The following is a 25,793-nucleotide window of genomic DNA, read 5'->3' as shown; positions in this document are numbered from 1 at the left end:
GTGTTGCAGAAAGTTCCAATTCGATGAGCGGCGATACCGTCCCCACCCTTGAAGCCGAACGGGATGCACGCGTCCTCAATGCCGCGCATGGTCACGGCATCCACCCGGGCGAAATCGCGATCGGCGTGATCATCGGCCGCACCTCCGAGTTCTTCGACTTCTTCGTGTACGCGATCGCCTCGGTGCTCGTCTTCCCGAAGTTGTTCTTCCCCTTCCTCGATCCGCTCCAGGGCACGCTCTGGTCGTTCGCGATCTTCGCGCTCGCCTTCATCGCCCGCCCCTTCGGCACGCTGATCTTCACGGTGATCGACCGCGCCTATGGCCGCGGCGCCAAGCTGACGATCGCGCTGTTCCTGCTCGGCGGCTCCACCGCGGCGATCGCGTTCCTGCCCGGCTATGCCGATGCCGGCATGACCGCGGCGTGGCTGCTCTGCCTGTTCCGCATGGGCCAGGGCGTCGCGCTCGGCGGCTCGTGGGACGGGCTCGCCTCGCTGCTCGCCATCAACGCGCCGGACAACAAGCGCGGCTGGTATGCGATGATCCCGCAGCTCGGCGCCCCGCTCGGCCTGATCGTGGCGAGCCTGCTCTTCGCCTTCTTCGTCACCGAGCTGCCGGCCGAGGACTTCCTCGCATGGGGCTGGCGCTATCCCTTCTTCGTCGCCTTCGCGATCAACGTGGTGGCGCTGTTCGCCCGCCTGCGCATCGTGGTGACGCCCGAATATGCCCGCCTGTTCGAAGACCGCGAGCTCCAGCCCGCCCCGGTCACCGAGACGGTGCGCACCGATTGGCGGATCATCGTGATGGGCGCCTTCGCGCCGCTCGCCAGCTTCGCGATGTTCCACATGGTCACGGTGTTCCCGCTCTCCTGGGTGTTCCTCTACACGCAGAACAGCCCGGTCGACTTCCTGGTGATCGAAGCCGCCGCCGCCGTGGTCGGCACCCTTTCGATCATCGTCTCGGGCGCGCTGGCGGACCGGCTCGGCCGCCGCACCCTGCTCGGCGGCTCGGCAGTCGCCATCGCGGTGTTCAGCGGCTTCGCCCCGCAGCTGCTTTCCTCGGGCGAAGCGGGCGAGATCGTGTTCATGCTGTTCGGCTTCGCGCTGCTCGGCGTCTCGTTCGGCCAGTCCTCGGGCGCGCTGTCGTCGCTGTTCCAGAAGTCGCACCGTTATACGGGCTCGTCGCTCACCTCGGACCTCGCCTGGCTGGTCGGCGCCGCCTTCGCCCCGCTGATCGCGCTCTGGCTCGGCAGCAGCTTCGGCCTGCTCGCCGCCGGCGGCTACCTCCTCTCGGGCGCCGCGATCACGCTGGTCGCGCTGTGGTTCAACCAGGGGCTCGCGAAGAACATCGACTGATCCGGACACTCCGGACGAAAACGAAGAGAGCCGGCTGCCCCAGGGCTGCCGGCTCTTTTTGTTTCTTCTCAAGCCTCTCCCCTTCAGGAGAGGGCTTTAGCGAGGGTCACCGCGTCCCCGAAGGCACCTTCTGCGCCACGCCCTCCGGCACCGGCAGCCCGAAGTCGGGCCGCCCGTCGGCGGTCCAGCCGAACTTCTGGATGTGCGGCGCCCGCTTGAGCGTGCACTTCATCCCCGCCGCCGCATTGGCGTGGTAGATGATCCAGCTCTCCTTGCCGTCGGGCGACTTGAAGAAGCCGTTATGTCCGGTCGCGTACACGCCGTTGCCCTTGTGCAGCACCGGGGTCGGCGACTTGCTCCACGCCTTGGGATCGAGCGGGTTGGCCCCGGGCGCCGCGCGCAGCAGTCCGAGCGCATAGTCGTCGGACCAGCACGGGCTGGCCGAATAGGTCAGGAACAGGTCGCCCCTGGGACCCGCCAGGAATTCCGGCCCCTCGAGGATCTGGCGGCCGTCGAGCCGTTCCCAGGGCTGGTCGGGCATGGCGATCACCTGCTCCCTGCCCTTCAAGGTCCAGGGGTTCTTCATCTCGGCGATGGCGAGCCCCGAGTCCGGCCCGAGATAGGGCGAGTAGACGAAGTAGTTTTTGCCCCGCCAGGCGAAGACGGTGCCGTCGATCCCGGCATGCGCGGTGTTGATCTTGCCGCGGTCGATCCAGGTCCCGCTCAGCGGATCGGACGCCTTGTTCTCCAGGACGAACACACCCCGGTGGGCGTCATCGCTGAAACCGCTTGCAGTGGCGGTGTAGTAGAGGAACCAGCTCTTGCCGATGCGGTGCAGCTCGGGCGCCCAGATCAGGTGCGCGTTCGGCCCCTCCCTGGGCGGCGTCCACACTTTCCTCTGCTCGGCATTCGCCAGGTCGGCGATGTTCCGCGTGCGCCACAGCGTGATGCCGTCGCGCTGGGTGTGCATGTAGTAATAGGTCCCATCGACCTGGGTGATCCAGGGATCGGGGCCCGACGGGAGCAGCGGGTTGGTGTAGCTGCCAACATCCGCCGCCGGACTGTCTGCTTGTGCCCACGCGCTGCCCGCATTCAGGCACAAGGCCGCGCCGATCAGCGCGCCGCTCCGCAAATAGCGCTTCCCCATGTCATCTCTCCTTTGAGATGACTTATCATATAATATTGCCGTCGGCACAAGCCTCTGGGCGCGAACGTGGCAAGCTTAGCGGTCCGGAAGTGCCGCCACGAACGCCCGGGCATTGGCGCCCACCTCGGCGGCGCCCATCCCCACCTTGTACAGCGCCGAGCCGAGCCCGAAGCCCGGCGCACCGGCGGCCAGCCAGGGCGCCATGGTGTCGGGGGAGATACCCCCCACCGGCAGCACCCGCGCTTCCCTGGGCAGCACCGCGCGCATCGCCTTGAGCACCCCCGGCGAGGCCGCCTCGGCCGGGAACAGCTTGAGCGCCGTCGCCCCGGCATCTAGCGCGGCAAAGGCCTCGCTCATCGTGAAGATCCCCGGCAGCGAGACGAGGCCCGCCGCGGCGCTGGCCGCGATCACCTTGAGGTTGGCGTTGGGCGAGATGATCATCGTGCCCCCCGCGGCCTGGACCGCGGCGACCTGCTCCTCGCGCAGCACCGTCCCCGCCCCGATCACCGCCTTGCCGCCGAAGCGCTTGGAAAGGCGCGAAATACTCTCCAGCGGATCGGGCGAGTTCATCGGCACCTCGATCAGCGTGAAGCCGGCCGCGACCAGTTCGTCGCCGATCGCCTCGACCTCGTCGGGCGTCACTCCGCGCAGGATCGCGATCAGCGGGCAGCGGGCAAAGGCGGCGTCGAAGGCGGCGATGTGGCTCACGAGTTACTCCCAATGGCGATAATGCCAGCAACGAAGGCGGCGTGGCTGTCGACGAGGGCGGCGCGACGGCCATGCGCCTCGACCGCGGTGGCATAGAGCCCGCCCAGCACCGGGTCGGCGAGGATATGCACGGTGTCGTGCCCCGCCCGCTCGAGCCGCGCAGCGACGTCGCTGCCGATCAGCAGCCCGCTGGCGAAGCTCGCCGCGTCGTTGTCGTCGCGCACCCCCAGCAGCTTGGCGGCGCGGATGCCGAACAGCGAGGCGGCGAGGTCGCGCTTGCGCCCCTCCTCCACCCCGTCGAGAAATGCCTGGCCCAGCGTCACCTCGCCGCCGAGCTGGCTGGCGAGCAGGCCGTGCGTGCGGACGAGCGCGAACAGCTCGCCGGTCATCGCGGTGGTGAAGCCGGCGATGCGCCCCTCCTCCATCTCCGCCCATTTGCAGTGCGTCCCGGGCTGCGCGATCAGCGCGTCGCCCGGCACCAGCCCCGCGGCGACGGCGCCGAGCAGCTGGACTTCCTCGCCCCGCATCACGTCCGCCGGCCCGGTCACCGAGACCCCGGGGACGATCGCGGTACGCTCGTCGATGCGCAGCAGCTTGGCGGCAAGGTCCGCGATCCCGGCCGGCGCCGGCACATAGGGTGCCGCGCGCCAGCCGATGTTCGAGCCGACCATCCCGGCCATCAGCATCGGCAGGTCCCCGAAGCGGGAGCGAATACCCGCCGCCTCGGCTTCAAAGTCGGTGACCGAGGTCACGCCGCGGTCGTCACGCTCAGTGCGGACGACCTGTCCGCCGTCGATCAGGAAGACGCGCCTATTGGTCGTCCCCCAGTCGACGGCGAGGAAGGTGCCGGAAAAGCTCACCACCAGGTCGCGTACAGGGCGATGAGGATCAGGATCACGCCCACGCCGGCGACGTTGAACACGTTCGGCGTCTTGAAGCTGACGCCTTCCATGGTCACGCGATTGGCGTTGCCGCGGCCCTTGAACACCAGGCTCACCAGCATCGCCAGCATCAGGCTGACCAGGAACACGAACAGCATGCGGTTCATGAACGGGAACAGCCAGGCGTTGAGCCCCGACGGGATATAGACCGCGGGATGCTCGATGCTGATGATCGACTTCAGCACGACCGACAGCAGCACCGAAGTGACCGCCGCGACGATCGCGCCCGCCTCGGTCGCCGGCTTCCAGAACAGGCCGAGCAGGAAGATCACGGTGATGCCCGGGGTGAAGAAGCCCGAGAATTCCTGGATGAACTGGAACGCCTGGTCCGACTGGCCGATCAGCGGCTTGGCGGCGAGGATCGCGATCACCACCGCGACGGCGGCGACGACGCGGCCGACGAGGACGAGGTGCTTCTCCTGCCCGGTCTTGCCCTCGCCCTGCTCGCCGCGCGTGCTGATGCCGCGCGCCTTGGCATAGAGGTCGAGCGTGAAGATCGTGCCGATCGAATTGATCTTGGAGGCAGTCGACGCGATGATCGCCGCGACCAGCGCCGCGAAGACGAGGCCGAGCAGGCCCGGCGGCAGCAGCTTGAGCATCGTCGGATAGGCTTCGTCGCCCACCGCGAGGTTCGGCGCGAGCATCACCGCGGCGATGCCCGGCAGCACGATGATCACCGGCATCAGCAGCTTGAGATAGGCCGCGAGCGTGATGCCCTTCTGCGCCTCGCCCAGGTTCTTCGCCGCCAGCGCGCGCTGGATGATGTACTGGTTGAAGCCCCAATAGCTCAGGTTCGCGATCCACATGCCGCCGACGAGCACGGCGATGCCGGGCAGGTCCTTGTAGAAGGGATTGTCGGGCGAGAGGATCATGTCGAACTTCTCGGGATGCGCGTTGGCGAGCGTGTGGAAGCCGGCCAGGATGCCCTGCCCGCCGCCGATCTGGTCGAGCGTCAGGTAGGAGACGATCAGGCCGCCCATCACCAGCAGCGTCACCTGGACGATGTCGGTCAGCGCTACCGCCTTGAGGCCGCCATAGAGCTGGTAGAGCAAGGCGAAGCCGCCGAGCGCGATCAGCGCCGCGGTCTGGTCGACGCCCGCCACCTTGTGCACTGCGATCGAGCCGAGCCAGATGATCGAGGTCAGGTTCACGAACACGTAGAGCGCGAGCCAGAACACCGCCATCAGCACCGGCAGGATCCTGCCATAGCGCTGCTCGAGGAACTGCGGCATCGTGTAGATCTGGTTCTTGAGGAAGATCGGCAGGAAATACTTGCCGACGATCAGCAGCGTGAGCGCCGCCATCCACTCATAGGAAGCAATGGCGAGGCCGATCTTGTAGCCCGAACCTGCCATGCCGACGATCTGTTCGGCCGAAATATTTGCGGCGATCAGCGACGCGCCGATCGCCCACCAGGGCAGCGACTTGGATGCGAGGAAATAGTCGGACGTATCCTTGGCGTGCCCTGCCTTCTCTCGGCTAACCCATTGGGCCAGGCCGAAAATCCCGATGGCATATATGACGACCACGATCAGGTCGATTTGCGACAGACTCGTCACGGGCACTCCCTCCCTTAAGCACCGCGCGCTCCCGGGCGGCTGAATCGTCCATTTATCGTATTAATTGGTCTTGTCTAGCGTGGAGTTTGGGATAGAGCTAGAACAAGAGGGCAAAGCGACGATCGTCGCCTCGATAGAAAAGGAAAACCCGCGCGTGGCAACGTCTCTAACCAGGTCGCATGACGAAATGCGTCCCCAGCTTGGGCGCAACCTGACCTATGGCCTGCTCGACCGGCTCGGCCGCGCGATCGTCACCGGCCATTACGAGACCCAGCCCTTCCCCACCGAGGCGGAGCTGACCAAGCAGCATGGCGTCAGCCGCTCGGTGACGCGCGAGGCGGTGAAGATGCTCACCGCCAAGGGCCTGCTGAGCGCCCGCCCGCGCCAGGGCACGGTGGTCGAGCCGACCTCGTCCTGGAACCTGTTCGACACCGATGTGCTGCGCTGGCTGCTCGAGCGGCAATTCTCGGTCGACCTGCTCATCCAGTTCAACCAGCTGCGCGTCGCGATCGAGCCCGAAGCCGCCGCGCTCGCCGCGCGCTTCGCCACCGACAGCGACATCGAGATCATCGGCGAGGGCCTGGCCCGCATGGAAGCCGCCGAGAAGGGCCTGGACGACACGCTGGAGGCCGACATCGCTTTCCACGTCTCGATCCTGCGCGCCTCGGGCAACCCCTTCTACGTCCAGTTCCGCGACGTGGTCGGCACCGCGCTGCGCACCTCGATCCGCTTCACCAACCGGCTGAAGGGCCGCACCGCGAACGTCGCCGATCACGGCCATGTGCTCGAGGCGATCAAGGCCCGCGACCCCGACGCCGCCCGCATCGCAATGCGCGCGCTGATCGCCGACGTGCTCGAGCTGATCAACACGCATGAGGGCACGCCGGCGAGCTGAGCGCTGGTAATTCCCCTTCCTGCAAGGGAGGGGCCAGGGGTGGGTAAAGAAAAGGCCGGGCTCGATGCCCGGCCTTTTCTTTTATCGCCACCGGAGGAAGGAGCTCGCTGCGCTCGCCCCACCCCCTACCCCTCCCTTGCAGGGAGGGGAGCCAACAGCCTCAGTCCATCTTGACCGGCAGGATCGACCCGTCCTTGCCGAACGCGACCGTCGTGATCGCCACCCGGCGCGAGCCGGTATAGGGGCCGTCATGCGGCTGCCCTTCCCAGCGGTGATAGGCGATGTACCAGCGCCCGTCCTTGGGATCGCGCAGGAAGGCGTGGTGGCCGGGCCCCTTGTACTTGGCATCGCTGACCAGGATCGGCCCGCGGTAGGTCCAGGGGCCGGTGGGCGACTTGGCCGTGGCGTAGTGCACCGAATAGGTGGTGTCGCGGAAATTGCCCGAGGAATAGGACAGGTAGTAGGTCCCGTTCCGCTCGAACATGAACGAGCCCTCGGTGAAGTGCGCCGGCGTCTGCACCTTCACTTCATGGTCGATGCTGACCATGTCGGGCTTGAGCATCCACACGCGCAGCGTCGCGCCGGCGCTGCCGCCGGCATAGAGATACGCCGTCTTCGTCCGGGGATCGACGAACACCGCCGGATCGATCGCTTCGAAGCCGTGGCCGCCGTCGTTTACCAGCGGCTTGCCGCTGTCCTTGCACGGCCCCGCCGGCCCCTCGCAGCGTGCCACGCCGATGCGGCTCGGCGTCGGGTTCTGCGGGCCGATCGAGTAATAGAAATAATAGCGGCCGTTCGCGCGGACCATGTCGGGCGCCCAGAGGCGATGCTCGGGTGCGTGATCGTCATCGATCCACGGGATCATCGAATGGTCGAGGAGGACGGGCCCCTTTTCCCAGTTCTTCATGTCGGGGGAATGCCAGGCGACCAGCGTCTTGCCGCCAAAGGTCGGGTATAGCCAGTACTGCCCGTCCGCGACTTCGAAGTCCGGATCGGCGCCGTCGAAGAAGGACGGCGCGTCCTGGGCATGCGCCGGCAGCGCGGCGAGGACGAGCCCCGCCAGCGCCGCCTGGACCATCCGCCGCATCACTTGGCAGCCGGGGTCGCCGGGACCACGCCCTTGGGCGAGGTCGCCAGCCGCTTGATCAGGTCGGTCTCGGCCTGGCGATAGGGCGTGCCGTCGCCGCGGAACACCTCGTGGAACCAGATCGTCGGCTCGTCGAGCGTGTACGGCTTCTTCCAGCTGTCCCAGGGCAGGCGCGTCTGCGTCTTCCCGTCGACAAAGCCCCAGTTCATCATGCCGATGTTCAGCCGCTTGGCGATCGGCAGCGACCCGTCGAAGGTCGAGCCGTTGCCGCGCGCCATATACTCGGTGCAGATCACCGGACGGCCATAGCTGAGCATCTGGCGCGCGCGCTTCTCGAAAGTCTCGGGCCAGCTATAGTCGTGGAAGGTCAGCACGTCCGACTGGGTGATCTGCGTCTTCTCGGTCGCGTCGAGCTTGGACTGGTCGTCCCAATGCTCGCCGATCCACACGCCCGAGGTGAGCGGCTGGCTCGGGTCCACCGAGCGCGCCCAGGCGAAGACCTGGGGCAGCAGCTTGGCGACCATTTCCTTCTTCTGCGGGGTCGGCTTGTAGTTGCCGCCGCCGCCATTGTTCGGCTCGTTCCACAGGTCCCAGCCGAGCACGCGCGGATCGTTGGCGAAGGCGCCGACGACGCCCTTCACATAGCCCTCGAGCTTGCCATACTGGCTCTCGTCCTTGAGCCGCGCGGCGCCCGGCGCCTGGACCCAGCCCGAATTGTGCACGCCCGGGATCGGCGGATGCTGCGGGCCGGCGACCGGGTTCGGATCCCAGCAGCTGTCGAACAGCACGAACAGCGGCTTGATATGGTGCTTGGCGGCGAGCGTGAGGAACACGTCCATCCGCTTCTTCAGCCCCTCGGGGTCATTCTCCCAGAGCAGATTGTGCAGGAAGACGCGCATCGTGTTCATGCCGATCGACTCGGCATAGCCAAGCTCCTTGTCGATCGTCGCCGGATCGAAGGTCTCGGGCTGCCACATCTCGAGCTGGTTGATCGCATTGGCCGGCGTGTAGTTGGAGCCGACCAGCCAGGGCTGCCTGGCGTACCAGGCATTCGCCTGCGCAGGAGTCCATTGGTCGCGCGCGACCGCGGGAGTCGCCGCGAGCATCGCGGCGACGAACATCAGGATACGCTTCATCGTGCCCTCTTAGCGCTTGGCCGCCTGACCGGTGGTCAGGCGATAGGTCATCACGTTGCGATAGGTCTGGCCCGGATCGAGCCGGGCGTTGGGGAAGCCCTTCTGGTTAGGCGCATCCGGGAAGATCTGCGGCTCCATCACGATCGCATCGCCCTCGCGATAGACGTGGCGCGACTTGCCGTAGGAGGTGCCGTCGAGGAAGTTGCCCGAATAGAATTGCAGACCCGGCTGGTTCGACCACAGCTCGAAGCCGCGGCCCGAGGCGGGATCATAGACCTTGGCCATCAGATGCTGGGTCTTGGTGACCTCGCGCCCGATCACCCAGTTATGGTCATAGCCGCGCGCCCAGACGACCTGCTGGTCGCGCGCGTCGCGCACGCGCAGGCCCACCGCCATCGGCTTGCGGAAATCGAACACGGTGCCGGCGACGGACTTGAACTCGCCGGTCGGGATCGCGCCGTCGTCGGTCGGCAGATAGGTCTGCGCCGGGATCGTCACGACATGCCCCATCGCGCCGTTCGCGCTGCCCTCGCCCGACAGGTTCCAATAGGCGTGGTTGGTCAGGTTGGCGATCGTCGCCTTGTCGGTGGTCGCGACATATTCGATCGTCAGGTTGTTCGCCTCGTCGAGCGAATAGGTCGCGTCGACGGTCATCGTGCCGGGATAGCCCTGGTCGCCGTCCGGGCTGACATAGCGCAGCGTCACCGAGGCGGTCGGGCCGTTCTTCACCGAGACAACGTCCCACAGCACCTTGTCGAAGCCAGTGGTGCCGCCGTGAAGCGCGTTCTTCCCGTTGTTGATCGGGGTCTGGTAGGTCTGGCCGTCGAGCTTGAAGCGGCCCGCCGCCAGGCGGTTGCCGAAGCGGCCAACGATCGGGCCGAAATATTGCGGCTTCGAGATATACTGGTCGATATTGTCATAGCCGAGCGCGACATCGGCCTTCTTGCCGTTGCGGTCGGGCATGATCACCGACTGGATCGTCGCACCCCAGGCGATGATGTTCGCCGAGACGCCGCGCGCGTTGGACAGGGTCACCGAACCGACGGTGCGGCCATCGGCCAGCTTGCCGAAGGTGCCGCGCTTGGCGGTCGCGGCATCGGCGTTCGATGCCAGAACGGTGGCGAGCGCTGCGCCGACCAGCAATGCGCTTTTGTGCAGGGTCATAGGGTCCTCTCCGATCATCCGCGATAAAGCTGGGTCGCCAGGCCGCGGCAGCCCGGATCAACCTCGAACAAGGCGCCGGCATGGGGTTCGTCCACCCCATCGCTGGCTGATGTGACGAACATGCGGTCCAAATCCGCGCCCGCAAAGGTGCAACTTGTGATCTGGCTCGCGGGCAGTTCGATGCTGCGCTCGCGCTTGCCCTCGGGGGTGAAGCGCGTGACGCAGCCCGCGCCCCAGCAGCCGACCCACAGGCAGCCTTCGGCATCGAAGGTCATCCCGTCGGGATTGCCCCATTCGGGCTCGAAGGTGATGAACGGCGTGCGCGGCCCCAGCGAGCCGTCGTCGTTGATGTCGAAGCGGAAGATCGTCGCCAGCGACGTGTCGGTGTGGAGCAGGAAGCTCGCATCGGCGGCGATCGCCGGGCCGTTGGCGATCGCATAGGGCTTGTCGACCCGCGTCGCGATGCCGTCGGTATCGAGCCGGTAGAAGCTGCCGGTCGGATCAGTGCAGTTGATCGACATCGTCCCGGCCCAGATGCGACCACGGCAATCGGCCTTGGCATCGTTGATGCGGTTCTCGATGCGATCGGGCTCGGGCGACGCGATCGCCCGCGTCACGCCGGTCTGCGGGTTGAAGCGCAGGAAGCGCCGGCCCAGGCCGAGCACGAAGCCGCCCTGCTCGCGCTCGATCGCCCAGCCGAGATAGTCGTCGAACACCCAGCCGCGGATGCTGCCATCGGCGAGCGAGAGCCGGTTGAGCCGGTGCGAGAGGATGTCAGTCCAGTAGAGCGCATTCTCGCGGGCGGACCAGAGCGGCCCCTCCCCCAGCACGTCGCGCCGGTCGCGCTCCACGATCCGGACGAGCGCCATCAGTGGCTGTCCCGCGGCACGCCGTATTTCTGCGCGATGCGCTGGTACTTCACGGCGCCCTCGAACACCGCGCCGCCGTCGAACTGGCCGACCAGGTTGCGATGGATCTCCTGCCAGGGCGTCTGGCTTTCGGGGACATAATCGATGGCGAGCGCGGCGCGGCGGCGGGCCAGCTCCGCATCGTCCACCAGCATGTCCGCGGTGCGGTTGTTCAGGTCGATGCGGATGCGGTCGCCGGTCTGGACGAGCGCGAGCCCGCCGCCCACCGCCGCTTCGGGCGCGGCGTTGAGGATCGAGGGACTGCCCGACGTGCCCGACTGGCGGCCATCGCCCAGGCAGGGCAGCGCGTGCACGCCGGCCTGGATCAGCGCCACGGGGGGCCGCATGTTCACCACCTCCGCGCCGCCCGGATAGCCGACCGGACCGGCGCCGCGCATGATCAGGATCGAGTGATCGTCGGCGCCGAGCGCGGGATCGTCGATGCGGCGATGATAGTCCTCCGGCCCGTCGAACACGATCGCGGTGCCCTCGAACATGCCTGGGTGCGCGGGATCGGAGAGATAGCGGCCGCGGAACTCCTCCGAGAGCACGCTGAGCTTCATCACCGCATTGTCGAACAGATTGCCCGACAGCACGGTCAGGCCCGCGGCGGGCTTCATCGGCGCCTCGTGCGGGAAGATCACGTCCGGATCCTGGCTCTCGGCACTGCCGATATTCTCGGCGACGGTCTTGCCGTTGGCGGTCAGCGCGGTGCCGTCGATCAGCCCGGCGCGGAGCAGCTGCCCCATCACCGCGGGCACGCCGCCCGCGCGGTAGAAGTCCTCGCCCAGATATTTGCCGGCGGGCTGGAGGTTCACGACCAGCGGAATGTCGGCGCCATGCGCTTCCCAGTCGGCCAGGGTCAGCTCCACGCCGATGTGGCGGGCAATCGCGTTGAGGTGGATCGGCGCGTTGGTCGAGCCGCCGATCGCCGAATTGACGCGGATCGCGTTGAGGAACGCCGCGCGCGTCAGGATGTCCGAAGGCTTGCGGTCGGCGCGGACCATTTCGACGATCTGCACGCCGGTGTGATAGGCGCACTCCGCGCGGTCGCGATAGGGCGCCGGGATCGCCGCCGAGCCGGGCAGCGACATGCCGAGCGCCTCGCACAGCGAGTTCATCGTCGTCGCGGTGCCCATCGTGTTGCACCAGCCGGTCGACGGCGCCGAGCTGGCGACCAGCTCGATGAAGCCCTTGTAATCGATCTCGCCGGCCGCGAGCATCTCGCGCGCCTTCCACACGATCGTGCCGGAGCCGGTGCGCTCGCCCTTGAACCAGCCGTTGAGCATCGGGCCGACCGAGAGCGCGATCGTCGGGATGTTCACCGTCGCGGCGGCCATCAGGCAGGCGGGCGTGGTCTTGTCGCAGCCGATCGTCATGACGACGCCGTCCATCGGATAGCCGAAGATCGCCTCGACCAGGCTGAGATATTGCAGGTTGCGGTCGAGGCCCGCGGTCGGGCGCTTGCCGGTTTCCTGGATCGGGTGGGTCGGGAATTCGAGCGCGATGCCGCCGGCATCCCGGATGCCCTCGCGCACGCGCTTGGCGAGTTCGAGATGGTGGCGGTTGCACGGGGTCAGGTCGCTGCCGGTCTGGGCGATGCCGATGATCGGCCGGCCCGACTGGAGCTCCTCCAGGCTGATGCCGAAGTTGAGGTAGCGCTCCACGTACAGCGCTGTCATGTCAGGGTTCGAGGGATCGTCGAACCAGGCGCGCGACCTCAGATGCAGGCGCTCACCCTCGACTTTACCACCCCCGGACATAGATTCCCTCTCTTGCACACTCCGGTCACTTAACGCGACCCGGTCACCACAGAGCATATTGATAGAGCGGTTCGCGACGGATAGGAAGCATATATATCGTATAAAAGGGAGTTAAGGGTGAACCGCTTTCGGCTGGGCCTGGTTGGCATCGGAAAAATCGCGCGCGATCAGCATCTTCCGGCAATTGCGGGCAATGATCGCTTCACGCTTTCGGCAATCGCCAGCCGCCACGGCCGCGTCGACGGCGTGCCCAACTATGTCGATACCGCCGCGATGATCGGCGGCACCGCGCTCGACGCGGTCTCGTTCTGCACCCCGCCTGAGGGCCGCCACGCGCTCGCGCGCATCGCGATCGAGGCCGGCAAGCATGTGATGCTCGAAAAGCCGCCGGCCGCCACGCTCTCCGAGATCGAGGCGCTGGCCGAGTTGGCGCGCGATAAGAACGTCACGCTCTACACCAGCTGGCATTCGCGCGAGGCCGCCGGCGTCGGCGCCGCGCGCGCCTGGCTGGCCAGGCGCGAGATCAAGGCGGTGCGGATCGACTGGCGCGAGGACATTCGCCGCTGGCATCCGGGGCAGGAATGGATCCTGGCGCCGGGCGGGTTCGGCGTGTTCGATCCGGGCATCAACGCGCTGTCGATCGCCACGGCGATCCTCCCCGCCCCGCTCTTCGTCGATGCCGCGACGATGGACGTGCCCGAGGGCCGCGCCGGCCCGCTCGCCGCCGAGCTTTCCCTGCGCTGCGGCGATGCCACGGGGCGCGCCTCGTTCGATTTCCTGCAGGCCGGCCCGCAGACCTGGGACATCGAGGTCGACACCGATGCCGGCACGCTGCGCCTGTCGCTCGGCGGCAGCGTGCTCCAGCTGCCGGGCGAGGCCGAATGCACCGAGGCGGACCAGGAATATCCGCGCCTCTATGCCCGCTTCGCCGAGTTCATCGCCAACGGCACCAGCGAAGTCGATGTCCGCCCGATGCGGCTGGTCGCCGACGCCTTCCTGCTGGCGGAACGCCGCACGACCGAGGCGTTCGAATTCTAAGTGACCTCTCAATTCCCCTCCCTGCAAGGGAGGGGCAAGGGGTGGGTTAGAAAAGGCCGGGCTCGATGCTCGGCCTTTTCTTTATGTCGAGACCGTGCGCAGCGCTCGCTACGCTCGCAACCCACCCCAACCCCTCCCTTGCAGGAGGGGAGTAACACCCTTGCAATGTAGGATTTCGCCTGCTTGGCTCCAGCGGCGGGTTTACCGCCCGCCGCTCTTTGCTTTTGTTGGAAAAATAGGATCACGCGCGCGCAAGAAAGTTGCGAGATGCGGCGCGTTTCCGCGAAGTTTGTCAACGTAAGGCCCCCGCAAACCCGCCAGCGCAGGCACTTCGCGAGTCGCCAGAACCCGCGTTGTAGGAAGAAACAAAAAGGCCCCTGCAGGGCACCGGGGCCTGAGTTCGAGCCAGACGGAGACGGCTCGCTTGGAGAGGCGCGGAGTTAGCGTTCGACCGGCGGCACGCGGATCCCGTCGTCGGAGATCTCGATCGGCACCAGGCCGAAATGGCGGCGCCAGGGCGCGGTCGTGTCGTTGCCGAACATCGTGTACCAGAAATGGCCCTGGGCATCGCGGAAGGCGGTGCCGTGCCCGCCATGCGGCACGGCGAGGCGGCGCTTCGAGTACGGCCCCATCAGCGACTTCGAGGTGCCGTACATCATGTCGTACGTCCCGTCGGTGCGCAGCGGGCCGTTCCATTCGGCGCCGGTGAGGAAATAGGTGCCGTTCACCTTGATCAGGCCATTGCCCTCATAGCCGACATTCTCGCCATCGGTGTCGACCAGGCGCTTCACCTCGCCCTCGAAGCCGTCGCGCTTCGCGTTGAGCTTGCCGATCCGGCCGCCACCCCAGAGCAGGTAGAAGCCGCTCTCGTCCTCGAACGGGAAGGCATCGATCCCCTCGACGGCATAGCTGGCGCGGGTGTTGACGTAGGGGCCGATGGCCTTGCCGCTGGTCGATTTGAACAGCCAGGACTTGCCGCCCACCCCGCGCTCCATCACCGAGAAGGCAAGATAATAGGTCTTGTCGCGCGCCGACCAGTGGATCTCCGGCGCCCAGAGCTCGGCGACGTCCTTGAAGCTGTAGCCCAGCCCCTTCCAGTCGAAGATCATCTTCTGCGAGGACCAGCTCTTCAGGTCCTTCGAGCTGTAGAGCGTCACCCCGCCTTCGGGATATTGGAAGCCGAAGCCTTTCTGCGTGCCGACCAGATAATAGGCGCCGTCGCCACCGAGCGTGGCGGACGGGTCGCGCATCGTCTCGCCGGTCACCAGCGCCTGGCGATCGGCCACGGCGCTGTTCTCGGTCAGCACCGAGGCGGCCTGGCGCAGCCGCCCATCCTCGGCGCGCTCGAGCGGTACGAGGCCGACCTGCTCGCAGAACATCGCGAAATCGTCCTCGCAGCGCGGATTGTAGCTCGCCACCAGCGTGCCGCCACGGGTGCGCACGACGTTGCTTTGCCCGGCATGCGGCACGGCGAGGAAGCGCCTGGAGAAGGGACCATAGGGCGTCGGGCCGCTCGCCATGTAGAGATCGTCGGTCGCGGTGCGCATGCGCCCGGTCACTTCGCTGGCGGTGATCACATATTGGTCGCCGTCCTTGAACATCGCGGCGCCGGCCTTGCCGACGCGCAGCCGCACCGGCCAGTCCTTGCCCGCCGGCGGATCGACCGCGAACAGCTTGGGATCGGGCTTGAGGAAGCGCGGTGTGTCGGCGAGCTTCGAGAAGTCGGGCGCCAGCTTGGCGATATAACCGCCGCCCCACAGCAGATAGACGCTGCCATCCTCGTCGATGAACGAGGAGACGTCAGCGACGTCGGGCACCAGGCACGGGCTCTCGGTGAAGCCGGCCTTGAGATCGGCGAGTGTTCCGCGGGCGATATGGGCGCAGCCATTGTCGTCGGCGAAGGCGAGCTGGACGGTCTGCCCGCGGATCTGGATGTCCGGCGCGAGATAGCGGTGGCCGGCGCCGTGGACGACGCCGAGCCCGGTCCAGCTCTTGCCGTCATCGGCCGAGGACCAGAGCTGGATGCCGTCGCGCCGCCCGTCGCGGATCACCGTGCCGGTGACGAACCAGCGCCCGTCCTCGGCCTGGGCGACCGAGGCATCGGTGATCGCGTGCACCGCGAAGAAGGGCGTTACCGGCCTGGCATCGGGTGCCGGCATCACCACGGCGTTGCGGTCCTGCGAGGGGTGATCGAGGAAGATGTCGTCGGCCGGCGGACGGTTGGCCGGCGCCTGCTGGGCGAGCGCCACGGCGGGAACAAGCGACGTGGCGGCAAGCGCGGCGGCCAGGAAATGCTTCACGATATCGTCCTCATCAAAACGAACAATGTGGTCGTGCCGGGAACCCGTAACGCAGTTCCCCGGCGAAGGCCCGGGGCCCAGCTGCAATGTCGTTCGAGAGGTTCGCGAACCTCACCAACTTCGCCGAAACTGGGCCCCGGCCTCCGCCGGGGAACCGAATTGCCGATATGGCTGACCGAGATCAGAACCGGAAGCGGATGCCTGCGCGGTACACGCTCTCGAGGAAGCGGGTCTGCCACGCATAGGCCTGGCCCGCCGCGTTGAACGTGCGGTAGTTGCGATAGGCGCCGCCGGCCAGGTTGTTGACGTTGAAGCTCAGCGTGATGTTCTCCGTCGGCGACAGCGTCGCGGCGAAGTCCATCGTGCCGCGCGCGTCCACCTTGATCGGCAACGTCGGGCCGAGCGGCGCCGGGTTGCCCAGGGCGGGGTCGGCGACCTGGCCATAGCTGTCGATGAAGTCGCTGCGGTAGTTGTACGAGAGGCGCAGCGAGACGAACTTGTTCTCGTACCAGCCCGACAGGTTCACCGTGTGCTTCGACGTGCCGGCGATGCGCTGCATGCCCGGCAGCGTCGCGGCGAGGCTCGGCGCCAGCACCGACTTCGCGTCGAGATAGGTGTAGTTCACCATCCCGCCGAAGTTGCTCAGCCAGTTGGGCAGCCACGGCGCGCGCAGGAAGCTGCGGACCCCGGCCTCGACGCCCTTGATCCGGCCCGCGCCGCCATTCTGCGGCTGGCTCATGCGCAGCCGGCCGAACTGCGCGTCGGCGATGTCGGTGGTGAACGTGTTGATGAAGCCGTTCACGTCCTTGTAGAACCCGCCGACGGTGAGCGCGCCGCTCCGGCTGAAGTAATATTCCGCCGAGGCGTCATAGTTCTTCGAGGTGGTCGGCTTCAGGTCCGGATTGCCCGCGCTGGCGCTGCGGATGCAGTCCGCGCCGTTCGGATCGGCGCAGGTGTTGCCGGTCGGCAGCGCACCGATCGTGATCGTCGGGTTGAGCTGGCCGAAGCCGGGGCGCGTGCGCGTCTCGGTATAGGCCATGCGCAGCTGCAGCTTGGGATCGAGCTTGATGCGCATGCTGATGTTGGGCAGGTAATCGTCGTTGCTCGACGCGATCGAGATCGGCGTGACCGTGGTCACTGCCGCCGCGCCGGTGCCGGTGGTCGAGCGGCGCAGGCCGTTGATCGAGACATCCGCCTTGGTCGCACGCACGCCGAACAGGCCGTCGATCGGCACGCCGGCGATCTCGAAGGCGTACCGCGCCTGGACATAGCCCGTGTAGAGCTTCTCGTTGCTGGTGAACACCGGCGAGCCCCAGACCGGATCGCCGGTGGCGAGGCCTACGCGGGTGCGCAGCGTGTCGAGATTGTCGGCCAGGCTCTGGCGCGTCGGCGCCAGCCAGGTGACGATCGAGTTGGCATCGTCGTTGCGGAAGCCGCGCCCTGCCGTCTCGATATCGAGCAGCGACGACAGCACCGCATAGGTCTGCCCGGCCGGGGCTGCCGCAGTCGCCTGCGAATAGCTGTACGAGTCCGCGTCGCGGCTCGAGAAGCGAATGCCGGCCTGCAGGTTGGTGATGCCGAACTGGTCGAGCTTGTAGTCGAGGTCCAGGCGGCCCTGCCAGCTTGCGCCGTGGCCGCGGTTGCCGGTCTGGGTCAGGCCGGTCCAGCGGTAGTTGGCGGAATTGAACAGGTCGTAGTTGGTCAGCGTGACGGTGCCGCCGCCCACGCCCTGCGCCGTGTCGAACTCGAAGTGGCGCGCCGGCGTCGAGGTCAGCGTGTAGTTGAACGCGACGTTGCGGTTGATGAAGGTCGACTCGGTATAGGCCGCGTCCCCGGTGATCTTCAGCCGGCCGTTGCGCCAGATGAAGCCGCCGCCGGCCTGGTAGGTGTCGGTCGACTGGGTCTGGACGTTCATCGCGCCGGTCGGCGCCGCGCCGGTGTTCGCCGCCGCGTCGAAGCTCGCCGCCTGGTTGGTGCCCGGGATCAGCACGATGTTGCTCAGCGTCGCGAGATCGCCCGAGACGACCTGGAGATTGTGGCTGTCACCGCGTGCGCGATAGCCCTGGAACAGGCCGTCGAGGTAGATCTCGAGCGTCGAGCTGGGCCGCCACTGGAACGCCGCGTCGACATTCGGGCGCCAGCGCGTGGCCGAGCCATAGTCGGTGTTGACGAAGTTCGGATAGCGCAGCTGCGGAATGCCGGTGATGTTGGTGCGGTTGCGGATGTCCTGCGCCACCGCGCGCGAGGAATCGATGTACTTGGTGTCGGCGTAGGAGCCTTCGATCAGGAAGCCCATCTCGCCAAGGCCGGTCTTCCAGCGCGTGCTGAACAGCCCGTTCGCCTCGACGCCGAGCCGCTGCGACTGGTACCAGTGCACGCCGCCCATATAGCCGGTGATGCGCGTGCCCTTGAAATCGAACGGCTTGCGCGACTTGACGTCGACCAGGCCGGCCAGGCCCGCCTCGAGCAGGTCGGCGCTGGCGGACTTGTAGACGTCGATCCGCGCGATGCTGTTCGACGGGAAGTCCTGCAGCTGGACGAAGCGGCCTTCCGCGGTGAACACTTCGCGGCCGTTATAGGTGGTGGCGAGGTCCGGCAGGCCGCGGATGCGGACGCCCTGCGCCACGCCGGCGTCGCGCGTCACGGTCACGCCGGTGATGCGGGCGAGCGACTCCGATGCCGTGACGTCGGGCAGCTTGCCGATGTCCTCGGCGACGACCGAGTCGATGATCTGATCCGAATCCTGCTTGATCGACTGCGCCGATTCCAGGCTGCGGCGAATGCCGCTGACAACGATCTGGTTTGTCGTCGGCGCATCCTGCTCCTGCACGCCGACTTCGGCGGTATTCGGCTCGGCATCCTGTGCGGACGCCACGCCCGGAATCACAGCCAGACCCAAAGCCGAGCTGGTCGCGAGCAGAAAAACCCAATTGCGCTTAGTCACTTAGCCTCCCCCATTCTTATTCTTTGGAACTTATCTATCGTAATTATCATACTAAAACACCTCTGGCAAGATGAGCCATTCCGGATGGATATCCGGATGCGATTCCAGGAAGGTGCGTTGGCCGGCCGGCATCGCCCTTGTCAGGCGAAATCCCCATCGCAACCAGGCGGCGTGCGCGCGCGCAAGCCTTTGATCCCTATCGAAAAGATACGGAACCCGATATTTTCCCTTGCCCCCGCGAGCAAGAGACGATGCGCTCCGCGTCCGATATGAACGCGAAGGACCCGACTGTGCGGGAAGCCGCGCGCGCGCCCAAAGAAGGCTTTGCTTGTGGTATGATAATTTCTCTATGTACGATAAATCGTATCGAGTTCGCCAAAATGGGCAGCAAGGGAGAGAATGTGTGAAGGCAGCGATGACACGCCGCGGGATGTTGCTGGCAAGTGCCGCGGCGCTGGTCCTGCCGGGAAGCGTGGCGCGCGCCGCGGCTGCGCGCAAGCCCAACATCCTGATCCTCTACGCCGACGATCTCGGCTATGGCGATCTCAGCTGCTACGGATCGAAGACAATCCACACGCCGAACATCGACCGGCTGGCCGCGCGCGGCACCCGCTTCGTCAACGGCCACGCCCCTTCGGCGACCTGCACCCCGTCGCGCTACGCGCTGCTCACTGGCGACTATGCCTGGCGCGCCTCGGGCGTGCAGATCCTGCCGGGCGACGCGCCCGCGCTGATCCGCCCGGGTAAGTTCACGCTGCCGACGATGCTGCGCAACGCCGGCTACGCCACCGGCCTGGTCGGCAAGTGGCACCTGGGCCTCGGCGACGGCAAGGTCGACTGGAACCAGGACATCGCCCCCGGCCCGCTCGACATCGGCTTCGACTATGGCTTCTTCATGCCCGCGACGCTCGACCGCGTGCCGACGGTGCTGATCGAGAACCGGCGCGTGGTGAACCTCGATCCCGCCGACCCGATCCGCGTCGACTATCACGACAAGATCGGCGACGAGCCGACCGGCTTCGATCATCCCGAGATGCTCAAGTTCGGCGCCGATCCCGAGCATTCCAACACGATCGTCAACGGCATCAGCCGCATCGGCTACATGACCGGCGGCAAGAAGGCGCGCTGGAAGGACGAGGAGCTGAGCGATGTGCTGCTCGGCAAGGCAGTCGACTTCATCGCCGGCCAGAAGGACAAGCCCTTCTTCCTCTACTATGCGGTCAACGAGCCCCACGTGCCCCGCGCGCCCAATGCGCGCTTCGTCGGCAAGTCTGGCATGGGCCCGCGCGGCGATGCGATCCTGCAGCTCGACTGGACGGTGGGCGAGCTGATGCGCAAGCTCGAGGCGCTCGGCAAGGCCAATGACACGCTGGTGATCTTCAGCAGCGACAATGGCCCGATCCTGTTCGACGGTTATCAGGACAAGGCGGTCGAGCTGGCCGGCAAGCACCGCCCGGCGGGGCCGTTCAGCAGCGGCAAGTACAGCATCTACGAGGGCGGCACCCGCGTGCCGCTGATCACCTGCTGGCCGGGCCATGTCCAGGCGGGCCAGGTCTCCACCGCGATCGTCGACCATGTCGATTTCCTCGCCTCGATGGCTAGGCTGGTCGGCGGCAGCTTCCCGGACGACGCCGCGGTGGACAGCTTCGATATGCTCGCGCCGCTGATGGGCACCGCCAGCCACGGCCGCGACTATGTGATCGAGGATACCAAGCTGATGGTCACCACCGGCACCAAGGTGGCAAGCAGCGGCGCGCGCATCCTGGCGATCCGCGCGGGCGACTGGAAGCTGATCCGCGCCAGCGTGGAGCCGCACGAATTCCACGGCAACGCGATCGGCACCCAGCCCGTCCACCAGCTCTACAATGTCGCGCTCGATCCGGCGGAGAAGGTCGACCTGGCCCAGAAGCAACCGGCGCGGACGGCGCAGATGGCGGCATGGCTGGACAAGATCGAGAAGGCGGGCCGCAGCCGGCCGTGAGGCGCCGCGTCTTCAAGGCAATCTCTCGAACGCCCTTGCCTTAATCAACATATTATATGATTTATACGAATCAGATCGGCAGGGTAGCAGCCCGAACCGGCAGCGCCGTTCGAGCGCCTTCAGAAAGGGAGAGAGATTTGATGCGGAAGCTTCTGGCAATCGGCGCGGCGGCGCTGCTGAGCCTGCCCGGCGCGGCGCTGGCCCAGGGTGCGCTCGGCGCCAACTACAACGAGCATTTCGAGGACGTCGACTATCGCGACCTCCAGAAGAGCGACACCCAATGGGTGCGCATCTTCCTGCCGATGTTCCAGCTCGATCGCGGTCCCGCCGCCGAGCATGGCGCAGTCAAGACGATCCTCGACGTGTCGAAGCACGGCTACAAGACCGTGCTGACGCTCAAATTCCCCTACAACCGCGTCGAGTTCCCCAAGGCGGACAGCGACACCTTCAAGAAGGATCTCGCCCGGCTCGAGGCGGTGCTGCCCGAAGTGATGGGCAAGGTGGATATCCTGGTGATCGGCAACGAGCCCTTCATCGAGAGCCGGATGCAGGACTGGAATCCCAACTTCAACGCCTATTACGAGGCGCTCGCCAAGGCGGCGATCGCGTACCGCGCCGAGCATTGCGGCGCCAGCGCCTGCAAGACGCATCTCTACATGGGCGCGCTCAACCAGACCGAGAACCCGAAGTGGCGCAACCCGACCACCGACCGCTGGCTGCAGTTCGTCAAGGGCACGCCCGAGCTCGAGGGGCTCGACATCCACCCGCACAACATGATGATCGAGCAGTCCAAGGCGTTTCTCGACTATATCCTGCCGCGGATGCGCGCCGACCAGAAGTTCCTGGTGCTCGAATTCTCGCTGGTCTGGTGGTGGAAGTCGCACCTGAAGGACCCGATCCCCGCCGCCTTCGCCGCCAAATATGGCGCGCCGGCCAATGCCCAGGTGTGGCAGATCATCAAGGCCGCGCTGGAGACGCCCTTCTCGAAGCAGCAATGGGACGAGTTCCTGGCGCAGAGCCCCTGGTTCGAGAGCCGCAAGCACTTCCTCGCCAACCAGATGAAGATGTTCCGCGACACCGGCAAGCTGGCGGTGGCCACCTATGGCTTCAAGCAGGGCCAGTCGATGGTCAACAATTTCGGCCCGGATTCGACGCCCTGGCTGCTCAACAGCGTGTTCGCCGGCCGCACGGTGAAGACCAATCCGGACGGCAGCGCTGCGTTCAACTATGCCTGGATCGACGACTACAAGGCGCTCCAGAAGAAATGACGCCCTTGGGCGGAGGGCATGCAGTGCGCTCCTCCGCCCACTCCTTCTCGACGTTGCAACAAACCGAAATTCCCACGTGAACCCGCCCTTCGAAAAGCGCCCCGGCACATTTTTCGAGACGCGGGGGACAATATGCGGAATTCGAAGCCGGGCGCGGTTCGCGCGCCCTTGTTGACCTGCGCCCTGTTGCTGGGCGCGACCCTGATTGCGGCGCCGGCCCACGCCCAGATGGGCCCGGGCGGTGGCGGTCCCGGCGGAGGTGGCCCGGGCGGCGGCCGTGGCCGTGGCGGTCCTCCCGGTGGCGGCGGCCCCGGCGGCGAGCGCCCGCGCCAGATGAAGCCGATCAAGCGGGAGGCGCTCGACAAGGCCGTGACCGCGATGTTCCGCATCGCCGACAAGAATGGCGACGGGCTGGTCACCTTCGAGGAGCTCAAGTCGGTGATCGAGGCGCGCCGCGATGCGCGCATCAAGGCGCGGTTCGAGCGGATCGACACCGATCACAACGGCACGATCAGCGCGGCGGAATTCTTCGCCTGGCAGCATGACCTCGGCTCGGTCGCCTCGAGCGAGAACCAGTCGGTCGCCGATATCGGCGGGCCGGTCTCCGAGACGATCTCGCCCGAGCTCGACGGCGACGAGAGGGCGCTGCACCGGCTGATCGAGCCATTGAGCGCAATGGTGATCGTCAACGCCAACACCAACTACGATAATGGCGTCTCGCTCGACGAGCTGCTCGCCTATGAGCGCAAGAAGTTCGACGCCGCCGACATCGATCATGACGGCACGCTGACCATGGACGAGCTGCGCGCTCTCGAACCGCGCGACCGCCGCGGCCCGGGCGGGCCTGAAGGCGGCCCCGGCGGCGGACCGATGGGGCGCCCGCCCCGCGACGAAGACTGAGCGTCATGACCGATCGACGCACGCGCCTGCTCGCCGGCGCAGCGCTGGTGCTGCTCGCTCCGGCCGCGCAGGCGCAGGACAGGCCCGCGCCCCAGAAGGAAGACGAGATCGTCGTCACCGGCAAGGCGCCGCCGGGATCGGTGATCGGCGACATTCCGCCCGAGAACCAGCTCGGCCGCGCCGATATCGACGGCTACGGCGTCGGCACGGTGAGCGAGCTGCTCGATGCGATCGCCGAGCAGACGTCGAGCGCGCAGGGCCGTTCGGACGACGGCCCGGTGGTGCTGGTCAACGGCAAGCGCATCTCGGGGGTCAACGAAGTCGCCGACCTGCCGACGGAATCGATCGTCCGCGTCGATATCCTGCCCGAAGAAGTCGCGCTCAAATATGGCTATGACGCGCAGCGCAAGGTGGTGAACATCATCCTGCGCCGCCGTTTCGAGGGCCGGGTGGCGAACCTTGCCGGCGGCATGGCGACCGAGGGCCAGGGCCAGAACGAGAGCGGCGACTTCAGCTATACGCGCATCCGCGACAACGACCGGGTCAATGTCGCGGCACGCGCCAAGTCCACTGCCTCGCTGCTCGAAAGCGAGCGCAACCTGGTGCCCGCCACCCCCGCGACGCCGGGTGCCGATGGCCCCGCGGACGACCGCGGCACCCGCACGCTCAAGCCGGCGACGCGCAGCTACGGCATCAACGCCACTATGGCGCACCAGCTCGGCGCCAGGACCAATCTCTCGGTCAATGTGCAGGGCAATTACGCGACCAGCGACGCGCTGGACGGCCTCGCCACGGTAACCGAGGACACGCCAGGCGGCCCGGTCACGCGCTTCGCCTCCACCGATCCGCTCGAGCAGAACAGCCGCGCCGCCAGCCTGGGCGGCGGCGTGACGCTCAACACCGACCTGTCGAAGCATTGGCGGCTCTCGGCCGTGGCGGGCTACACCCACAGCGACACGACCCGCGACACCGATCGCGGCGACACTGCCGGCACGATCTCGCGCGACCGGGCGACGTCGCAGAGCGACAGCGGCAATGCCAGCCTGCTCGCCAACGGCAAGCTGCTCGCGCTGCCCGCCGGCGACGCGTCGGTGAGCCTGCGCCTCGGCGGCGATTTCGCCACGCTCGATACGCGCACCACGCTCGGCGGCATGCAGTCGGCGGGGAATTCGCAGCGCACCAATGCCGGCGGCCAGGTCAGCCTCGACCTGCCGATCGCCAGCCGGGCCAAGGGCGCGCTGCCCTTTCTCGGCAAGCTCACCGCCAACCTCAACGCGGCGGTCACCCGCGTTTCCGACTACGGCACGCTCGGCACCTTCGGCTATGGGCTGAACTGGACGCCGGTGACCGGCGTCAGCCTGATCGCCGCGGTGAACGAGGATCGCGTCGCCCCCACTCTCGCCCAGCGCGGCGATGCCGTGGTGATCACCGAAAATGTCCGCGCCTATGACTATGCGACCGGCCAGACGGTGACGATCCGCAGCATCGCGGGCGGCAATCCGCTGCTCAAGGCCGACGACCGCCACGTGTTCAAGCTCGGCCTCACCGCCAAGCCGTGGAGCAAGCTCAACCTCAGCTTCACTGCCAATTACAACAACAGCCGCACCGAGAATGTGATCGTCAGCATCGCCGATGGCTCGGCCGCGCTCGAAGCGGCCTTCCCCGACCGGTTCGAGCGCGATGCGGCCGGCCAGCTCGTCGGCATCGATACGCGCGCGGTGAACATTGCGCGCGAGGATCGCGAGCAGCTGCGCTGGGGGATCAACTTCACGCAGGTGCTGCGCGCACCCAAGCGGCCGACGCCCCCGCCGGGCTTCCGGCCGCCCTGGATGCGCGATCGGCCCGAGGGCGATCGGCCGAACGGGGAACCCCGCTCCGACCGGCCGCCCGAGGGGGCCGAAGGTCACCCGCCGCCGGGCGAGGAGGGCGATATCGTGGTCAATGGCCGCGAGCTGCGCGATCCTTCCGGACCCGGCCGCCCCGGTGGCGGCTTCGATGGCCCGCCCGACGGCTTCGGCCCGCCCCCGGGCGGACTGCCGCCCGAAGGGTTCGGTTCGCCGCCCGGCGGAGGCCCCGACGGCCCCGGCGGGTTTGGCCCACCGCCCGGCGGTTTCCGCGGCGGCCCGGGCGGCGGCAGCGACAATGGCGCGCGCTTCCAGCTCTCGCTCTACCATAGCGTGATCCTGCGCGACCAGGTCACGCTGCGCGACGGCATGGCACCGATCGACCTGATGCGCGGCGGCACGCTGGGCGGCACCCCGCGCGCGCGGCACCAGGTCCAGCTCGCCACTGGCGTGATCGACAATGGCGTCGGCATCCGGCTGTCGGGCAACTGGAAGAGCGCGGCGGAAGTCGACGGCAGCGGTCCGGCCGGCGACCTGCATTTCGGGTCGCTCGCCACCTTCGAGCTGCGCGTCTTCGCCAATCTCGCCAATCGCTTCCGCGGCCAGGACTGGGCACGCGGCACGCGGGTGAGCCTGTCGATCGCCAACCTGCTGAACACGCGGCAAGTGGTGCGCGACGCGAGCGGCGCCACGCCGCTGGCCTATCAGGGCGCCTATCTCGATCCGGACGGGCGGACGCTACTGCTCTCGGTGCGGCGGATCTTCTAGGCCGGGTTTGCCCGGCGCAGGCGTGCGGGGTTGTCCCGATAGGTGCCGCCCCGCCCCCGGCTATCCTTTGCTCCGGAAATCCCCCGAGCG

At 67.1% G+C, this 25,793-nt stretch carries 18 protein-coding genes; 7 read left to right on the top strand and 11 right to left on the bottom strand.

The window, feature by feature from the left end:
• Window positions 1-23 precede the first annotated feature (23 nt).
• A complete protein-coding gene (locus ABLE38_RS12885; protein ID WP_348974628.1) occupies window positions 24-1,352 on the top strand; it encodes an MFS transporter in 1,329 nt (442 codons plus the stop codon).
• A gap of 106 nt (window positions 1,353-1,458) precedes the next feature.
• On the opposite strand, the gene ABLE38_RS12880 is transcribed toward ABLE38_RS12885, so the two are convergent.
• The 4 genes from ABLE38_RS12880 to ABLE38_RS12865 form a co-directional block, all read right to left on the bottom strand.
• Window positions 1,459-2,499: a glycoside hydrolase family 43 protein gene (locus tag ABLE38_RS12880; protein WP_348974627.1), complete on the bottom strand. Its 1,041-nt coding sequence runs from the start codon at window positions 2,497-2,499 to the stop codon at window positions 1,459-1,461.
• Window positions 2,500-2,574: 75 nt separating this feature from the next.
• The gene (locus ABLE38_RS12875) at window positions 2,575-3,207 is read right to left on the bottom strand and encodes a 2-dehydro-3-deoxy-6-phosphogalactonate aldolase (RefSeq protein WP_348974626.1); all 633 of its coding nucleotides are present in this window, start codon (window positions 3,205-3,207) and stop codon (window positions 2,575-2,577) included.
• Window positions 3,204-4,073, bottom strand: a complete 870-nt coding sequence (locus tag ABLE38_RS12870) for a 2-dehydro-3-deoxygalactonokinase (RefSeq protein ID WP_348975211.1) — start codon at window positions 4,071-4,073, stop codon at window positions 3,204-3,206. Before ABLE38_RS12870 ends, ABLE38_RS12875 begins: the two co-directional genes overlap by 4 nt.
• Complete coding sequence (locus ABLE38_RS12865; protein ID WP_348974625.1) at window positions 4,064-5,707, bottom strand: sodium/solute symporter; 1,644 nt, start codon at window positions 5,705-5,707, stop codon at window positions 4,064-4,066. Before ABLE38_RS12865 ends, ABLE38_RS12870 begins: the two co-directional genes overlap by 10 nt.
• A 187-nt stretch (window positions 5,708-5,894) precedes the next feature.
• Here ABLE38_RS12865 and ABLE38_RS12860 point away from each other — a divergent pair, with 187 nt between their 5' ends.
• On the top strand, window positions 5,895-6,602 hold the full coding sequence (locus ABLE38_RS12860) for a FadR/GntR family transcriptional regulator (protein ID WP_348974624.1): 708 nt from the start codon (window positions 5,895-5,897) through the stop codon (window positions 6,600-6,602).
• A gap of 160 nt (window positions 6,603-6,762) precedes the next feature.
• Here ABLE38_RS12860 and ABLE38_RS12855 read toward each other — a convergent pair whose 3' ends face one another.
• The 5 genes from ABLE38_RS12855 to ABLE38_RS12835 are packed head-to-tail and all read right to left on the bottom strand — an operon-like array spanning window position 6,763 to window position 12,660.
• Window positions 6,763-7,689, bottom strand: coding sequence for a family 43 glycosylhydrolase (locus tag ABLE38_RS12855; RefSeq protein WP_348974623.1), 927 nt, complete (start codon window positions 7,687-7,689; stop codon window positions 6,763-6,765).
• Window positions 7,689-8,825 (bottom strand): cellulase family glycosylhydrolase, encoded by a 1,137-nt coding sequence (locus ABLE38_RS12850; RefSeq protein WP_348974622.1) that lies wholly within the window; start codon window positions 8,823-8,825, stop codon window positions 7,689-7,691. Before ABLE38_RS12850 ends, ABLE38_RS12855 begins: the two co-directional genes overlap by 1 nt.
• Before the next feature lie 9 nt (window positions 8,826-8,834).
• On the bottom strand, window positions 8,835-9,989 hold the full coding sequence (locus tag ABLE38_RS12845) for an aldose epimerase family protein (protein WP_348974621.1): 1,155 nt from the start codon (window positions 9,987-9,989) through the stop codon (window positions 8,835-8,837).
• 14 nt (window positions 9,990-10,003) lie between these two features.
• Window positions 10,004-10,858 (bottom strand): SMP-30/gluconolactonase/LRE family protein, encoded by an 855-nt coding sequence (locus ABLE38_RS12840; RefSeq protein WP_348974620.1) that lies wholly within the window; start codon window positions 10,856-10,858, stop codon window positions 10,004-10,006.
• Complete coding sequence (locus ABLE38_RS12835; RefSeq protein ID WP_348974619.1) at window positions 10,858-12,660, bottom strand: IlvD/Edd family dehydratase; 1,803 nt, start codon at window positions 12,658-12,660, stop codon at window positions 10,858-10,860. The genes ABLE38_RS12840 and ABLE38_RS12835 overlap by 1 nt, the downstream gene beginning before the upstream one ends.
• Before the next feature lie 117 nt (window positions 12,661-12,777).
• Here ABLE38_RS12835 and ABLE38_RS12830 point away from each other — a divergent pair, with 117 nt between their 5' ends.
• Window positions 12,778-13,698: a Gfo/Idh/MocA family oxidoreductase gene (locus ABLE38_RS12830; protein WP_348974618.1), complete on the top strand. Its 921-nt coding sequence runs from the start codon at window positions 12,778-12,780 to the stop codon at window positions 13,696-13,698.
• Window positions 13,699-14,138: 440 nt separating this feature from the next.
• Here ABLE38_RS12830 and ABLE38_RS12825 read toward each other — a convergent pair whose 3' ends face one another.
• The gene (locus ABLE38_RS12825; protein WP_348974617.1) at window positions 14,139-15,998 is read right to left on the bottom strand and encodes a family 43 glycosylhydrolase; all 1,860 of its coding nucleotides are present in this window, start codon (window positions 15,996-15,998) and stop codon (window positions 14,139-14,141) included.
• 181 nt (window positions 15,999-16,179) lie between these two features.
• Entirely contained in the window at window positions 16,180-18,873 is a 2,694-nt protein-coding gene (locus tag ABLE38_RS12820; protein ID WP_348974616.1) for a TonB-dependent receptor, read from the bottom strand.
• A gap of 499 nt (window positions 18,874-19,372) precedes the next feature.
• On the opposite strand from ABLE38_RS12820, the gene ABLE38_RS12815 reads away from it, so the two are divergent.
• The 4 genes from ABLE38_RS12815 to ABLE38_RS12800 all read left to right on the top strand — a co-directional run bounded on the left by ABLE38_RS12815 (window position 19,373) and on the right by ABLE38_RS12800 (window position 25,703).
• Window positions 19,373-20,923 carry an arylsulfatase gene (locus tag ABLE38_RS12815; RefSeq protein ID WP_348974615.1) on the top strand — a complete coding sequence of 517 codons (1,551 nt, stop codon included), beginning with the start codon at window positions 19,373-19,375 and terminating at the stop codon, window positions 20,921-20,923.
• A gap of 140 nt (window positions 20,924-21,063) precedes the next feature.
• Complete coding sequence (locus ABLE38_RS12810) at window positions 21,064-22,191, top strand: hypothetical protein (protein WP_348974614.1); 1,128 nt, start codon at window positions 21,064-21,066, stop codon at window positions 22,189-22,191.
• Between the two features lie 132 nt (window positions 22,192-22,323).
• Window positions 22,324-23,091: an EF-hand domain-containing protein gene (locus ABLE38_RS12805; protein ID WP_348974613.1), complete on the top strand. Its 768-nt coding sequence runs from the start codon at window positions 22,324-22,326 to the stop codon at window positions 23,089-23,091.
• Between the two features lie 5 nt (window positions 23,092-23,096).
• A complete protein-coding gene (locus ABLE38_RS12800; RefSeq protein ID WP_348974612.1) occupies window positions 23,097-25,703 on the top strand; it encodes a TonB-dependent receptor in 2,607 nt (868 codons plus the stop codon).
• The last annotated feature ends 90 nt before the right edge of the window (window positions 25,704-25,793 follow it).

Source organism: Sphingomonas sp. KR3-1, assembly GCF_040049295.1.
Taxonomy (GTDB): Bacteria; Pseudomonadota; Alphaproteobacteria; order Sphingomonadales; family Sphingomonadaceae; genus Sphingomonas.
This window is presented reverse-complemented; position numbering and strand designations above follow the sequence as displayed.